Origin of the sequence: Brachybacterium sp., from assembly GCF_036379615.1 — a bacterium.
Classification (GTDB): domain Bacteria; phylum Actinomycetota; class Actinomycetes; order Actinomycetales; family Dermabacteraceae; genus Brachybacterium.
Genome location: NZ_DASVGJ010000060.1, coordinates 30036 through 43962, shown reverse-complemented (window position 1 = coordinate 43962; position 13927 = coordinate 30036). Strand labels below are relative to the sequence as shown.

Annotated in this window: 14 protein-coding genes; 6 read left to right on the top strand and 8 right to left on the bottom strand. The window is 63.8% G+C overall.

Annotated elements, in window-relative coordinates; all coding sequences use genetic code 11:
* Positions 1 to 279 precede the first annotated feature (279 nt).
* Together VF289_RS11600 and VF289_RS11595 are read right to left on the bottom strand one after the other, a co-directional pair.
* Positions 280 to 1428: a 5-methylcytosine restriction system specificity protein McrC gene (locus VF289_RS11600; RefSeq protein ID WP_330884046.1), complete on the bottom strand. Its 1149-nt coding sequence runs from the start codon at positions 1426 to 1428 to the stop codon at positions 280 to 282.
* A 1-nt stretch (position 1429) separates the two neighbouring features.
* On the bottom strand, positions 1430 to 3412 hold the full coding sequence (locus VF289_RS11595; protein ID WP_330884045.1) for an McrB family protein: 1983 nt from the start codon (positions 3410 to 3412) through the stop codon (positions 1430 to 1432).
* A 203-nt stretch (positions 3413 to 3615) separates the two neighbouring features.
* Here VF289_RS11595 and VF289_RS11590 point away from each other — a divergent pair, with 203 nt between their 5' ends.
* The gene (locus VF289_RS11590; RefSeq protein ID WP_330884044.1) at positions 3616 to 4179 is read left to right on the top strand and encodes a hypothetical protein; all 564 of its coding nucleotides are present in this window, start codon (positions 3616 to 3618) and stop codon (positions 4177 to 4179) included.
* A 51-nt stretch (positions 4180 to 4230) separates the two neighbouring features.
* Here the strand turns inward: VF289_RS11590 and VF289_RS11585 are convergent, their stop codons facing one another.
* From VF289_RS11585 to VF289_RS11575, 3 genes are read right to left on the bottom strand one after another with little or no spacing between them, the layout of a single operon-like run.
* Complete coding sequence (locus VF289_RS11585; protein WP_330884043.1) at positions 4231 to 4794, bottom strand: DUF6036 family nucleotidyltransferase; 564 nt, start codon at positions 4792 to 4794, stop codon at positions 4231 to 4233.
* Positions 4791 to 5291 (bottom strand): helix-turn-helix domain-containing protein, encoded by a 501-nt coding sequence (locus tag VF289_RS11580; protein WP_330884042.1) that lies wholly within the window; start codon positions 5289 to 5291, stop codon positions 4791 to 4793. Before VF289_RS11580 ends, VF289_RS11585 begins: the two co-directional genes overlap by 4 nt.
* Positions 5292 to 5349: 58 nt before the next feature.
* Positions 5350 to 5610 (bottom strand): SOS response-associated peptidase family protein, encoded by a 261-nt coding sequence (locus VF289_RS11575; RefSeq protein ID WP_330884173.1) that lies wholly within the window; start codon positions 5608 to 5610, stop codon positions 5350 to 5352.
* Positions 5611 to 6040: 430 nt separating this feature from the next.
* On the opposite strand from VF289_RS11575, the gene VF289_RS11570 reads away from it, so the two are divergent.
* The 4 genes from VF289_RS11570 to VF289_RS11555 all read left to right on the top strand — a co-directional run bounded on the left by VF289_RS11570 (position 6041) and on the right by VF289_RS11555 (position 9855).
* Positions 6041 to 6289, top strand: coding sequence for a hypothetical protein (locus VF289_RS11570; RefSeq protein WP_330884041.1), 249 nt, complete (start codon positions 6041 to 6043; stop codon positions 6287 to 6289).
* Between the two features lie 143 nt (positions 6290 to 6432).
* Complete coding sequence (locus VF289_RS11565) at positions 6433 to 7155, top strand: class I SAM-dependent methyltransferase (RefSeq protein WP_330884040.1); 723 nt, start codon at positions 6433 to 6435, stop codon at positions 7153 to 7155.
* Between the two features lie 240 nt (positions 7156 to 7395).
* Positions 7396 to 8619 carry an SHOCT domain-containing protein gene (locus VF289_RS11560; RefSeq protein ID WP_330884039.1) on the top strand — a complete coding sequence of 408 codons (1224 nt, stop codon included), beginning with the start codon at positions 7396 to 7398 and terminating at the stop codon, positions 8617 to 8619.
* 405 nt (positions 8620 to 9024) lie between these two features.
* On the top strand, positions 9025 to 9855 hold the full coding sequence (locus tag VF289_RS11555; RefSeq protein WP_330884038.1) for a hypothetical protein: 831 nt from the start codon (positions 9025 to 9027) through the stop codon (positions 9853 to 9855).
* On the opposite strand, the gene VF289_RS11550 is transcribed toward VF289_RS11555, so the two are convergent.
* The 3 genes from VF289_RS11550 to VF289_RS11540 form a co-directional block, all read right to left on the bottom strand.
* Entirely contained in the window at positions 9852 to 10568 is a 717-nt protein-coding gene (locus tag VF289_RS11550) for an SOS response-associated peptidase (RefSeq protein WP_330884037.1), read from the bottom strand. The two genes, VF289_RS11555 and VF289_RS11550, sit on opposite strands and share 4 nt — an antisense overlap.
* A gap of 142 nt (positions 10569 to 10710) precedes the next feature.
* Positions 10711 to 10908, bottom strand: a complete 198-nt coding sequence (locus VF289_RS11545; RefSeq protein ID WP_330884036.1) for a hypothetical protein — start codon at positions 10906 to 10908, stop codon at positions 10711 to 10713.
* Between the two features lie 941 nt (positions 10909 to 11849).
* Positions 11850 to 12467 carry a hypothetical protein gene (locus VF289_RS11540; protein WP_330884035.1) on the bottom strand — a complete coding sequence of 206 codons (618 nt, stop codon included), beginning with the start codon at positions 12465 to 12467 and terminating at the stop codon, positions 11850 to 11852.
* A 1068-nt stretch (positions 12468 to 13535) separates the two neighbouring features.
* On the opposite strand from VF289_RS11540, the gene VF289_RS11535 reads away from it, so the two are divergent.
* Positions 13536 to 13883, top strand: coding sequence for a hypothetical protein (locus VF289_RS11535; protein ID WP_330884034.1), 348 nt, complete (start codon positions 13536 to 13538; stop codon positions 13881 to 13883).
* Positions 13884 to 13927: the final 44 nt, after the last annotated feature.

Here is a 13927-nt window from a genome sequence, read left to right as displayed (position 1 = left end):
GCCTACGGCTCCCCTTTCCCCAGCGCCGTCCGAGTGACGATCGCAATGATTGGCGTCGCTCTCGCTTTTGTTGTGGGGGATAGATTGCGCACCCGCTCTGAAACAGCGGAAGACGACATGGAGACTGATCCTGACGAACACGTTCGATGAGTTCGAGCCACCGATTCTCGAACGGCGGAACTGAAGAGATGCGCTCGATCACGGCCTTGATGCCGGGATCGAGCGCATCTCTTTGGGGGTCGCGTACCGAGGCGGTGCTCGGCCGACCGTGTCAGGTTGCTACAGCTCGACGGGCTCGATCAGCGCGGGATCGGTGCGGTCCAGGGGCCGGACATTGTTCACGGCGCGGTTTGCCCGGTCCCACGCTCTGGACAACGCCGAGCGGATCTCAGCCGGCCTCGCGGCCAGATCGACCTGCCGCACCGCGAAGGGGATCCCGTCGATCGTGACGTCCAGGTCACGGCCCGGGGAGCCGCCGACCAGCGCGCCGAGCAGCACCGCGCGGGTCTTCCCCGCAAACGTCGCCCTGAACACCGAAGCGTAGGAGACCAGCTGGCGCACATGGTCGGGCTTGATCATCGCCTTGTCCCGGTGGTGGGTGAAGATCGGTGCGAACTTGCACTCGATGATCACCTGCTCGCCGTGCCCGCTGATCACCACGTCGGCGTTGAGGTTCGGCAGGAACGCGAGGTCGGCCGGGTCGCCCGTCGCGGGCCACGGTTGGCTGGCGCTCTTCACCGCGTACCCCTGCGATACGAGGTGGTGGCGGTAGAAACCGCGCACTGCCTTCTCGAAGAGCGCTCGCATCGCGCCCTCCTTCTGCCGCAGGATCTCCGGCAGCTCATTCGTACCGGGAGCGTGCTCGGGCGCGCACATGTCCCGCACCAGGGAGCTCAGCGCCAGCAGTGTCCGGTCCTCCCCGTCGAAGTGCCCGAACTGCTCCGTCGACAGCTGGGCCGGCGTCGGGTCCACGGGGCTCACACCGCACCGCTCGAGCATCTGCGCGGTGGTCAGGCATCGCCGGCGCACGTCGTCCGAGATCGCTCGGGGCGCTGCACGCCGCAGCGTGACGAGCATCGACCGGTAGCGCGGCAGATCCACCGTCTGCTCGTCGTAGCGGCACAGCACTCGACCCGACTGCATTAGCTGTCCACGGGCTGTGCCGAGGTGGTCGATGCGACCACGAACCCGGGTCAACGGCTCGATCCGCCGGCGATAGCCGAGAGCGAGCATCGTGCGAACCCGGCGCTCGACCCGCGCGGCAAGGACGTCCGCGAGAGCGTCCAGCAGGTCGTTGTCGCGTTCTCCGCGCAGGAGCCGCTCCCGATCCTCACCGGTGAGTCTCTCGAGGAACTCCGAGGCGTACAGCAGCAGGAACCAGACGCTGCGCACGTCGATCCGAGTCGAGCCCTCGCCGGCGACGAACACCTCAGAGCTCCGCGCGCAGTCGGCCGACGATCGCGTCCACCGTTTCCGGTCGGTCGTACCAGTACTCCCGCAGCTGCGGGGCGACCGACGTCTCCACGACCGCCTCGAACCACGGCCACAGCTCGCTCGCCTCCACTTCCGGGGTGAAGTACGAGTGGCCGATGCGGAAGGACTTTCCGAGGCTCGGGTCGGCGGCGATCTGGTCGTTCATCGCAGTGATCCGGCGCGCGATCTCGTCGATGTGTCCTGTTGGCGCGGTGCGGAACTTGTCCCGAAGGTGGGCCTTCCAGGCGTCGTTGAATTGCGGCTCGAGCTCGAAGAACGCGAAGCGGCGGCGCAGCGCGAAGTCGACCAGTGCGAGCGACCGGTCCGCGGTGTTCATCGTGCCGATGACGTACAGGTTCTCCGGCAGGTAGAAGCGATCCTCATCGTCATGGGTGTAGGTCAGCTCGAGGGCGTCTCGCTCGCTGCGCTTGGTGTGCTCGAGCAGCGTCAGCATCTCGCCGAGGGCCTGGGCGGGGTTGCCCCGGTTGAACTCCTCGATGATCACGACGTGCGGGATGTCGAGGTTCTCGCGTGCGAACTCGGCATGCTGCAGCAGCGGGCCGTCCACGAGCTCGAGAGTCCCATCGCCGCTCGGCCGCCAGCCGCGCACGAAGTCCTCGTAGGAGGTGCCAGGGTGGAACTGCACTGCACGGACGCTCTCCTCGTCCTCGAACCCGATCAGCGCGTATGCCAGCCGGCGCGCAAGCCAGGTCTTCCCGGTCCCGGGCGCGCCCTGCAGGACGATGTTCTTCGTCGACTGCCAGCGGTCCACGATGGCGCGCAGCTCCTGCGGCGAGTGGAACGCTCCGTCTTCGACGATCGACTCCACGGTGTACGGCGCGAGCTCCTCATCATCGGTCACCTCATCCACCTCCGGGTCGACGGCCTCATCGTCAGCGATCCAGAAGTCCGCCAGCGGCGGCCGGTAGAACTCGGGCAGGGGGCCCGGCGACGGCGAGAGCCACTCACGCAACGCCGCGAGGTCGACGTCGACATCACCACTCGCCTCCCGGCCGGTTTGCGCGGGGAAGAACGCCGCGACGATCCTCTTCTTGTCCTCGCTGGAGACGATGGGGAAGAAGTAGTCAGGGTGTCCCAGATACGTGAGCGAGCTGCGCAGGGACAGCTCAGGGGATCCGGGCGCGCTTCCGATGATCTTGCGCCACTCGAGCGGCTCCTCTCGACCTCGCTGGATCTCCTCTGGGGTAAGGGTGCGCAGGTGACGAACGAACTCGATCAGCGTGGAGAGCTGCTGGAAGCGCCGGATGCCGAAGGCGACTCCGCCACGGAAGACAGGAGATTCGAGTGCCTCGAGGATCTCCGGCGGAATCTCGTACTCTCCGCTCGCGTCCCGCAGCACCCTTTGAATATTGGCGATCTTCCTGCCGGGGAGGAACTGCACCAACGGCAGCATCTGCAGCAGGAAGAGCTCCGCGAACAGCACACGGACGTCGTCGGCGACCCCTTCCAGCTGCAGGTCCAGCTTTGTGAAGAAGTCCTGGCCCGAGACATCGGGGCGCTTCACGAATCGGTCGACGAGGATCTGGATGTTCTCGTCGGTCCACACGTCGTGATCGGTGAGCACGGACCCACCGCTGCGCGCGCACTCGAGCAGCCGCTCCGCCTCTCGGCTGACCGGCCCGTCTCCCGTATTGACCTCGCAGGCAAGCGGTTCACGCTCGATCGACCCCACCGCGACCTCGGGAGCACTGGTCTGAGCGGCATCGAACTCTGCGAGCAACTTTTCGACCTTCTCCGGGGTCGTCGTCCCGCGAGAGATGTTCTGCGTCCCGACGGCCTGGATCATCTCCCGGGTGAGCTTCCATGGCTTTCCCTTCGGGTGCTCGGGGTACTTGTCACGGAGGATCTCGCGCACGTAGTAATTGTCGTTCTTCAGACCGAGCTTCTCGGCCACATCCTTCGGCTCCCATGTCGTCATATCACTGACCGTAGCGGCCAGGTGCGACGCGCGGAGGTCGAACCTTGCACCGTCACCGGAAGTTCGCCGTGAGGGCGTCTCGACGCCGAGTCGTTGCGGGCGAAGCGCTGACCATGCCTGGTGCCGGCACAGGAGCGCGTCCTGCGAGGATGGATCCCATGACCCCTCGGCCCAGCTATCGCATCTTCCGTGCCGCGTGGATCATGGCCCGCGCTTTCACCCCGCACTTCGTCCTCGCACCGCTTGCGCTTCCGTGGACGCTCCTGTCGGTCATCCCCGGCACGCTTCGTCGCGGCCTCTATCTCGATCCCACGCGCACGGGCATGGTGATGCTGTACCGCTCGAGACCGATCTTGGACCTGCTCGTGCTGTTCCCGGTAATGATCTGCCTGTTCGCCGTCTACTTTGCGGGGGTGCCCGTGTTGCTGGGGCTCATCGTTCCCGGGCGGTGGATCATGCTGACCTTCGGAGTGGTGACCACGATGTTCATGATCGGGCTGCTGTTCCTGCTGCCGCGCGGCGGTGGCTCTCTGTTCCCGTGGGGGTCGGAGACTCCGGAGGGCCAGCGGTGGGAGATCGCCGGGCTCGCGCAACTCCCCGGCACCAACCTCACGGGCATCCAGCTCGCCCTCCGCGCACTCGATACCGTGCCGGCGACGGGCGATGTGGTTGTCGCGACCGCGAACTCCGCGGACCTGTACCGGCAGTACCAGGCCTTCGGGTTCACGGGCGGGCCGAAGCACCGCGTCCACCGCGTTATCGCCTGAGCCGCGACGAGGCGCGTCTCCGCGCTCAGCGCCGCCATCGACCCCGGCGGGTCAATGGACGGTGTCCGAACCCGACCCGGTGTACCGCTTGAGGAAGCCGTCGATCCTGCCGCGCACGAGGGTGTGCTCGTCGGGGAGCAGCGCGCATCGCTCGCGCAGGGTCGTGACGTGCAGCAGGCGGGCTTCGATGAGCGCGTCCACGAAGTCCAGGTCCTTCTCCCGGGCCGCGCCGAGCTTCGAGATCGCGAGGTCGTGGGGCTCGAGGAAGTGCGGATCCGCAGGCTCGGATGATCGCAGCTGCCAGCTGATGAGTCGGTCCCGCCAGCCTCGCGGCAAATACTCCGCGGTCGAGACGTGGACACCCTCTGCGTAGACGCCGTAGGAGCGATGGAACGAGGACATCTCGCCGATCGCTCCTTCGACGTCGTCGGCCTTGATCCGCTCAGGGTCGTCGAGGAAGGCGATGTCCGCCTCGATGGACGCAGTTGCGGCGGCCGGCAGATCGTCCTCGTCGAAGGTGCCGAGGATCGACTGCGACCCGATCACGAGGACGTCGCGGTCGCCAGCGATGTCGCACGCAGCGCGCAGGATGTGCGCGAGCTCCTGGCGTTTCACGCGGCCGAATGCTCCTGGCCCCAGTGCTCCCGGAAGGACGCAAGCACGCGCCGTCGAACCTGGTCCGAGAGCACGCCCGCGAAGGGTGAATTCTGCCGGAGTTCGCTGGAGCGGTCGTCGGTGCCTACGAGGACTTCCGCGACGTCATCGACGCCGCCGTCCACTATCTCCAGCCACTGCTCGAGGTAACCCGCCGCCATGCCGTCGCTGCGGTGCTGCGGCAGCCACACCATGATGTTCTGACGCGCCTGATCCAGCACCGTGGTCGGGTCGATCATCAGCGGCCCCATCAACGCACGGTGGAGCCAGAGGCTCTTCTCCTGCTCGCGGGTCAAGGACGGTTCGAGCAGCTGCTGGACGTCGCGGCGACGGATCCGACGATGACTGCCGGCACGCGAGCATGGCAGCTCGCCGCGGTCGCAGAGATCGACGACATGCTGACGCGAGACGCCGAGCATGCCCGCCGTCTCTCCTGTGGTCAGCCAGTCCTTGTTCATGCCCACGATCGTACCCCTAAACACCATAAACACAACGGGAGAAGGCAGTGCCGGGCGGTCACCCCAAGTCGATCGGCGCGATGAGCCCCGAGTCGCTGCGGTCCAGGGTCCGCACGTTGTTCACGGCGCGATCCACGGGATGGGTGACGAGCGTCCTCGCGATCTTCTCGGAGACCTCGCCGAGCGCGCCGTGGAGGTGCTCGCGCTCGTCCTTCTCGAGCTTGCCCGGAGCGATCCACTCCCTCATCACCTCGTCGTCGAGGAACGCCGGCATCCGATCGTGGACGTCACCGGCGGCGTCCCTCGCCTCGCGGGTAATGATCGTGCCATTACGGACCGTTTATGGTGCGGCGCGGAGCGGTAGCGAGGTGATCGTGAGTTGTTCTTGACGACCCGGAGCTGGGCAGGAGTGCCGGCAGCCTGGAGAAATGAGGTGCCGCGTCCGAGACAGACCCGTAGCCTCGACTCCAGCACACCGTCGAACTGAGCCGGAGGTATCGTTGCGTCCCTTGATTCTTAGCGGTGGACCAGCTGTAGGGAAGTCGACCTGCGTCCGAGTACTAGCTCGCGAACGCGACCGTTGTGCGGCGATCGATGGCGACGACGTTCGACAGCTTGTCGTCTCCGGAGAGCGAACGTTGTGGAGCGGTCACGATGGTGAGGAACAGTTCCTCCTATCCGCTCGGAACGTCTCTGCGCTAGCTCGGAACTTCGGAAACGCCGCCTTTGATGTCGCGGTCGCCGACTTCGTGACCGCATCCTCGCTCAAGGTCTACCGTCGCGAGCTGCCGGGTTGCTTCGTGGTCCACCTCCAGGTCTCGTTGGCGGGTGCGCAAGAGCGCGCCACCACTCGCCCTGTCTATCTGACCGACCAGGAGTTCGTGGTCCTCCATGACATGATCGCGACGCCGCCCGCGGCAGATCTCTTCATCGACACGGAGCGGATGAGTCTTGAGCACCAGCTCCGCGAGATCCGCAACGCCTGGCACTCAACATGACTCCGCGGGACAAGATCGACACCGAGGTCCCGAGAGACTCCTCTGGGTCATATGCGACAGTTTGTGGGACAGCACCATCGGTGTGCGGGGACCTGGGCCACTACTGCCCATAATTCTGTGGACGGCCCACCTACCCTGGTCTGATGACTGACTACGATTCCCGCATCGTTGACCTCTACGACGAGGACAATCCGGAAGGCCCGGACCATGCCTTCTTTCGCGCTCTCGCGGATGAGCGCCAGGCCCACGAGGTCCTCGACCTGGGGTGCGGGACGGGCATGTTGACGGTCAGGCTCGCGACCGGGAATCGGACCGTCGTCGGCGTCGATCCTTCGCCTACGATGATCGCTTTCGCACGGGATCGGCCCGGTGGTCAGCGGGCTACATGGGTAGTGGGAGACAGCTCAAGCGTCCCGCGAGCGCAGTTTGATTTCGCTGTCATGACCGGCAACGTTGCTCAACACATTTCCAATCCTGACTGGACGAGGACGCTGAGTGACCTTCGCGCAAGCATGAGTGTGGGCGGCACCCTCGCTTTCGATAGCCGCAATCCGTCGGCCCGCGCATGGGAGGGCTGGGCCGCTCCCGATAGGAATAGCAGGGATACCCAGCACGGTCCGCTTGTCGAGTGGATGGATGCGGAGCTCGTTGATGACCGTACGGTCCAGATCACTGCTCACAACCTTTTCACCCGTACAGGCGATACCGTCACCATCAGGGAAGCCCTCAGGTTCCGTTACCGCGTGGAGATTGAGCGCGACCTCCGGACTGCGGACTTCGACATCGAAGCGGTCTACGGCGACTGGTCCAGAACTCCGTTCGATGACACCGCCCCGGTGATGGTCTTCGTAGCTCGGGCTCGCTGAGCCAGTTCACCGATGCAGTTGTCGCTGAAGCGCGCTGGCAACTCAACGGGACGCATCTGTCACCGTGGAAGCTCCCCTGCAGGCTGGGTCGTGATCAGATCGTAGTCGAGCACGAACCGTCCGCACATCGCGGCCTCCTCGTCGTCGATGAGCACAAGCGTAGTCCCAGGCACAAACGGGCCTTCCGATGTCCGCGCCACCCGTAGAATGTCCACAAACTGGACAACGTGGAGGTGGGGGATGGAGCCGGAGATCACTGAGGCTGCCAAGTACGACAACAGCCCAAAGGCGATCACCAAGAGAAAAGCCCGGCTCGAGCCGCGCGAAGTCACGTTCTTCATCGGGAGCTGCTCGACCTTCAGCAACGACATAGCCAGCTTCTACCTGACCACTCTGGGTTTTGCGGGTTTCTTTTTCTCGAAGCCTCTCGTGCGTTTCATGTACGCCAATGTCACCGGCTATGAGGACACGGATAATCGCAGTTTCGTCATACACCTCAGGGATGGCAGCGCAGACGTCACCATCAAAAAGCTCGCGAAGGAGGAGTGGATCGCGCTCAAGGCGGCACTCGACACCTTCCCCCGCCTCGGCCCCAACGCAGAGGCATGGAACGCGTGGCTCACGCGACGCCGCGAACTGGCCGCCAACTTCGTACCGACGGACAAGGAGGTCGCCAAGGAGACCCGCACCCAGCAGCGCAAGGAGAGCGCCGCAGCACGCGCCGCGGAATTGTCGGTGCGCCAGGCGCAGGACCAAGCCGAGCGGGAACATCAGCAGGCACTTAAGGAGCGGGCAAGAACGAAGTCCTGGCCCCGCACCAAGATCCCGACTGGGCCTCCGAACAAGACCGGCGGCTTGATCATCCTCCAGCACTGCCACCAGGGCGAAGAGCCATGGTTCATCTTCACGAGCATCGGCGCAGGATGTATGGCGTGCTTCAGCGATCGACTGATGATCATCAAGGGCGGGAACACGCAGGGGTTCATGACGGGAACGATGTTCGGAAGCCGGAGCACGACCTTCTACTACCATGACATCAATGCCCTCGAGTTCAACAAGCAGTTCGGAGGAAGTGTTCTCGAGGTGCTGACAGCGTCATACCAGGGAACCGCCAACCACGACTTCTGGCAAGGCTCGACGAAGAGCCGCAATGCCAACTCGGGAGATCCGTACACCCTCAGCAATACCCTGCCGTGCAGCAACGGCGAGTACACGCGTGCTCGCGCCGAGATGTCTGAGCTTCGCGAGCGGATTGCTGCGGCCAAGCAGAACAACGTGACTGTCACGATGCCGGCCTCTCCCGCGATGCCACCGGCGCTTCCGACTCCGGGAGTCACCGCGGCCTCGGGCGACGATCTGGTGTCGCGCCTCGCGAAGCTCGCAGAACTCCGTGATGCCGGTGTCCTGACGGACGAGGAGTTCGCTGCCGCCAAGGCGCGCCTGCTGTCGTTCCCTGAGGCGTAACGACCGAGCGACCCTGCCCGATAGCGACGCTACTCGGGCCACCTCACACTTTGATTCTAGAGAGGCCACCGCATTTGACATCGACAGACTCTCCGACGGTGTTCGGCTCATCACCCGTGTGAACAGCGATGACGGCACGGAGCCGATGCGATGCACCGCGTATTTCTCAGAGGGCTCGAGATCCAAGATCGGCGCTGTCGACGTTTATCTCGGGCGTTAACGGTGGCCAGCCGAGACGTTGCTGTCGCGAAGCGGATGCAAGATTGGCACGCGCGGAACCGATATCTCAGGGAGCACTACCGCAACCTTGACGGCGTCCAGCTCCGACCGACGAACGAGCCGTCAACGATCGTGCAGACGAGGTCCGGACCGCTCGAGTTCACGAGCCACACGCGCCTGCACGGCATGACCTCTCTCGTCACCGCTGCCGCGGGTGATGCCGCGGTCGGCAACGCCATCGATGAGCTCCTGACGCTGCGCTACTCCAAGGGGTCGATCACGGATACGGCCGAGTGGGGCCGGCACCGAGTGCGGCAGCAGGCGTTCGGACTGCGACATCGTGCAACCGGGGAGCTGAAGACCTCCGCGGAGCTCGAGGTCGAGGACGACGTGTGGAAGCACTACCTGCGCACGCTCCGCGGCATGCTCGCCCCCCTGCGCGAGGACACGATCGAGGACGAGCACCGCAGGACCGGGCTCGGCCGGCACGGAATGGTGCTCGGACTACATGCGGCCGTCGGACGGGAGCCGATGCTCTGCGATTCGCCAGAGCGCCGTCACAGCCGGCTGGGTACCTCCCACCTCGGCGAACTGCTCGAGATTGCGGACCTCGCCGAGATATCAGCCGTCGCGGACATGCTGCACCTCGCGACACAGGCGCTCCCCGCACCGTCGCAGGTGGAGGGGTCGGTCGTGCAGCCGCGGTGCGGGCACGGGAACGCGGACCTGCTGCTGGACGGGACCCTGATCGAGGTGAAGTCCGGCGGCAGCACCAGGGTGCAGACGCTGCTGACCGGAGACGTCATCCGTCAACTGCTGGGCTACGTGCTCTCGGTGCCGCCGAAGCTCGAGCAGACGGGTCCGATCACGCGGGCCGGCTGGTACCTCGCCCGCTACGGCCTGCTCTGGGACTTCCCGATCGAGGAGATCCCGAGTCGGCTCTACGGTAAACCCCTCGACCTCGAGGTCGCCCGCGAGGCGTTCCGACGCGGCATCCAGCCGGGGGAGCTGAGCTAGGAGAGCTCGACGGGCGCGATGAGCCCGGAGTCGTTCCGGTCCAGGGTCCGCACGTTGTTCACCGCGCGGTCGACCGGTTGAGTCACCAGCGACGCAGCGATCTTCTCGGAGACCTCGCCGAGCACACCGTGGAGGTGCTCGCGCTCGTCCTTCTCGAGCTTGCCCGGCGCGAGCCACTCCCCCATCAGCTCGTCGCCGAGGAACGCCGGCATCCGATCGTGGACGTCACCGGCGGCGTCCCTCGCCTCGCGCGTGATGATCGTGAAGGAGACGTCCCACTCGCCGTCGCTGTTCTGCTCGGCGGTGGTGAGACCGGCGGCGTGCAGCAGCTCGCCGCCGTCGGCGTGGACGAAGTAGGGCTGCTTGCCGTCATCCATCTCGACCCACTCGTAGTAGCCCGACATCGGCACGACGGCGCGCGAGCTCGCGAAGCCGGCGCGGAACATGCCGTTGGTGTGCGCGGTCTCGAAGCGGGCGTTGATCGGGCGGGGCCCCTTCTCCTTGGCCCATCCGGGCTTGAAGCCCCAGCGCGCGAGCTCGAGGGTGCGCTGCACCTCGCCGGAGTCCTCGTCGTAGTGCTCGCGCACCACCGGGGCCTTCGTCCGCGGGGCGATCGAGAAGACCGCCTCCCAGTCGAAGGCGGGGTCGGAGCCGATGGCGTAGGAGTGGAGCATTCCCTGGGTGTCGAGCTCGAGCACGTAGCGGCCGCACATCACGGACCTCCTCGTAGTAGGCACTCCGAGCGTAGTCCAGGATCGCATCACGCCCAGGGCGCGGCAGCAGACTCGGGGAAGAAGAAAGGCCCCGAGGGTGATCCCTCGGAGCCTTTCGCAGGTGCTCGGATTCGGCAGTCGATCAGCTCCAGGTACCGGAGACGCTCTGATCCAGCACAGTGCGCGCGTTGTCCGCGGACAGCATCGCTGCAATCCGGCCTTCGCCGCAGATCTGCTGGTACACCGTGATGTCGACGTCGAGACCAACGAGCTCGACCTCGACGACGGCGAGGACCTCAGGTCTGAACCAAGTGCGATCGCAAGCCTCAGCGCCCGCCACAGGCCCACCGCTATTCAGGAAGAGAAATCAGTCACTTCCCTTTCTCGCCTACCCATCCCAACAAAAAAGCTGACGGCAGCCGTGACGACGCAGAGCTGAAATACTGGCATAGAGCCGCCTTCGGCTAACCAGCCACGCCACCCCTCGAGGAACCCCTCCGGTGGCACATCCATCATTATGTATGCCATCACGACTGCAATAAGACCCAGAACTGAATACCCGATGCGAACACCCCTGCGAACTCCGACGCTAAAGCGGCTCACACGCGTAACAATCACCGCAACACAAAGCGCACTCAAAGCAACGATCGATACCGAAGAGAGAATGGGAAGCCGCGGCTCGGTAACCGCCACGACTATATTGCTTAGATCGTATACGGCACCGGACCGACTCCCGGAAGCCTGGATCGAGGAAATCCCAACGAGTAGGACGTGGACAATCGCAATTGCCGCCCCCGAAAGGAAACCAAAGAAAATTCTCATCTCACACCACTACCCCACCTTTGCATCACGACAGAAAACTCGCCCATCAAGTCCTCACCTTACATGTAATACTCGCGACTCCTCCGCCGCTATTATACCAGCCACACGCACTCGTTGCGTTCTTTACCCTCGTGTGCGATAAATGTCCTACTTGACCAGCCCCAGTGGCATTTCGCGCAACTTCCTTATAGCCAGGTGCCGGGTAGTACGTTTTAATATACTGAGTGACTGAAATCCCCAGGGTGAGCTGTACTGAACCTCCGCTAATCGTGGCACGTGTGCCGCTATCACGTTGAGCTCCCGACGCGAGACGAACATCATTCGCATACGTGTAAGTAGCGGCGTGTGCCGAGACGGAGGGGCCCAGTATCAGAATCGCCGCCGCCAACGCGGCGGCGATCATTGGAATCCTGCTCCAAACGGTAGTCATACAGACGCAATCCTCTTCCATGCTTGAGCTCACTCCGCATCATCGAGGGGGGTGAACTCGAAGGTCGAGCCGTCCTCCCTCGAGATCTTCGTTGGCTCGAGGACACGGTCCGCATCTCCGCTTCGAACAACCAGAAGCCCACTACGGATTCCAGCCTCTGCGGTTTGGGGCACAAAATTCGCACCCGACGCAGAGTATGGCTCGAGCTCACTCGATGACACGTCTGCAGGCATGAGATATGCCTCTGGATTGTTGTCCGCATCGGCAGTTTCGCCCGTTCGCAACGAAAGTCCCGTTCTACTAAACTGACCGATATCGGCGCAGGTCGACGATGTAACCTCATATTCACCGGGTGCTTGGACGACAAGACATACCTCAGAACTACCAGCTCGTCCCAGCCAGTAGGTCCCAAGCTCATCCTCACCCAAGAGACGCACGCTCGCTGGATCAATCCCACCCAGCGCCCCCAAATCCGCCTCTTCTGCGAGGACTAGATCCTTGGCGCTCTGCGACTCGTCGAACTCTGGCAACAAGGTTTCAACCGGAGTCGAGTGTGCACCGTCCGCGTACGCTGGAACCGCTGTGCACGCGACAGCCAGTAGCAGGGCACCGGGAATCAGAATATTTCTCTTGCTCAGCTTCTTCATCATTGCCTCCATTTCGTCATTTCACTAGCACCAAGTGTTGGTGCTAGGATCGCGCAGAACACGTCATCGGCAAGCTTCCAATGCTCCCACTCCCGAAACTCCACGTCCACGAGCATGCAGAATGCACTCTTGTTGCGCGAGAATGAGTGAGGTTTGCACCACTACCCCCAGTTGAACGTGCAATCTCCTTATACCCCGGAGCGGGGTGATACGTCTTGATCGTAACCGTCGGCTGTGCACCCTCCGCATTTAGGCCGTCTGCCCTTGCGGAGCCTCCAGTGATCACTGAACGCACGCCAGAATCGTGGCCAGAGTTCTCACGAGTCATGCTATTTGACGCATAATAGTAGTTTGCCGCATTTGCCGCCGGCACCCCGAATGCCAGGATTGCCGCCGCGACAAGAGTGAACATCAAAGACACCCGCGTAGGGTTCACGGTGCCTGTCTTGAACTTGTTCGCGCTGTGAACGTCGCTTTTCAACACTGAAACCCCCGTATGCGGAATTAATCTGTCCGTCGACCGTACATTCCTGGGGGATATCGGGCAACTTACCAGACAGATTTTTTGCACCGTATGTCTCTTTTGTCAGGGCCAGGGGGTACGGGATCTGCTGATGGACATCGGCAGGTTGCCCCACTGTCACGCGGTCTGCCGTCGACGAGTTTGTGCAGGTAAGCCCCAAGTTCCTGGGAAGAGGCTGTGGAACTGGTCGGATGTGCTGTTGGATGCGCAGTGCGCGTACTCGGAAACATGTAACGATGCCGTAACGCTCTCTAGGGCGTCCCTGAGCTGCTCGGCAAACAATGCGCTGGGGCAGGCGTGCGGACAGTTGACGCCGACTGAGCTTCTCCGCTCAGCAGCCTGGAAGAACGTGCAAGATGCTCTTGCCCTAGCCCATCAGTCCCGTGGCGACTTCACGCGTGTTGCCCGGCCCAGTGAGGACGGCGTCATGTTCGAGCAGATTGCGAGCTCCAGCGAGCTCCTAATGATCCCCGGCACCGAGTAGATCGCCACCACCGCTAGCTTGGTCGACGTGGCGGCTTGTATCCCTTCCCCTCTCGCCACTGATGAGCTCGATCACCCGGCCGCGGCGCGGCCATGGCGATGCGTGCCAGATGCTGTATGGGACGCTGATCGAGATGAAGTCACTTCGGGGCACTCAGCCGAACGCAGACCTGGCCAGCGACGTGATCCATCAGCTGCTCGGGTACGTGCTATCGGTACCGCCCGGGCTCGAGAAGGAGCAACCGGTGACTCAGGCGGGCTGGTACCTCGCCCGCTACGGCGTGCTCCGGGACCTCCCCATCGAAAGCACTCCCCGCCTGGTCTACGGCAAACCGCTCAGCCTCGCGAACGCGCGCGAGGCGTTCCGGCACGGAGTAGCGCCGGACGAGGTTTCCTGGGCTCGCCCCTGATGGGCTGTGCGACGACGAGCGCCCCGAGGCGATCCTCGGGGCGC

Coding starts and splice junctions, on each gene's coding strand:
- VF289_RS11560 (WP_330884039.1), top strand. CDS start 7,396: ATGGAGCCGGAGATCACTGAGGCTGCCAAGTACGACAACAGCCCAAAG.
- VF289_RS11535 (WP_330884034.1), top strand. CDS start 13,536: ATGAGCTCGATCACCCGGCCGCGGCGCGGCCATGGCGATGCGTGCCAG.
- VF289_RS11590 (WP_330884044.1), top strand. CDS start 3,616: ATGGCCCGCGCTTTCACCCCGCACTTCGTCCTCGCACCGCTTGCGCTT.
- VF289_RS11580 (WP_330884042.1), bottom strand. CDS start 5,291: ATGAACAAGGACTGGCTGACCACAGGAGAGACGGCGGGCATGCTCGGC.
- VF289_RS11540 (WP_330884035.1), bottom strand. CDS start 12,467: ATGAAGAAGCTGAGCAAGAGAAATATTCTGATTCCCGGTGCCCTGCTA.
- VF289_RS11565 (WP_330884040.1), top strand. CDS start 6,433: ATGACTGACTACGATTCCCGCATCGTTGACCTCTACGACGAGGACAAT.
- VF289_RS11555 (WP_330884038.1), top strand. CDS start 9,025: ATGACCTCTCTCGTCACCGCTGCCGCGGGTGATGCCGCGGTCGGCAAC.
- VF289_RS11550 (WP_330884037.1), bottom strand. CDS start 10,568: ATGTGCGGCCGCTACGTGCTCGAGCTCGACACCCAGGGAATGCTCCAC.
- VF289_RS11595 (WP_330884045.1), bottom strand. CDS start 3,412: ATGACGACATGGGAGCCGAAGGATGTGGCCGAGAAGCTCGGTCTGAAG.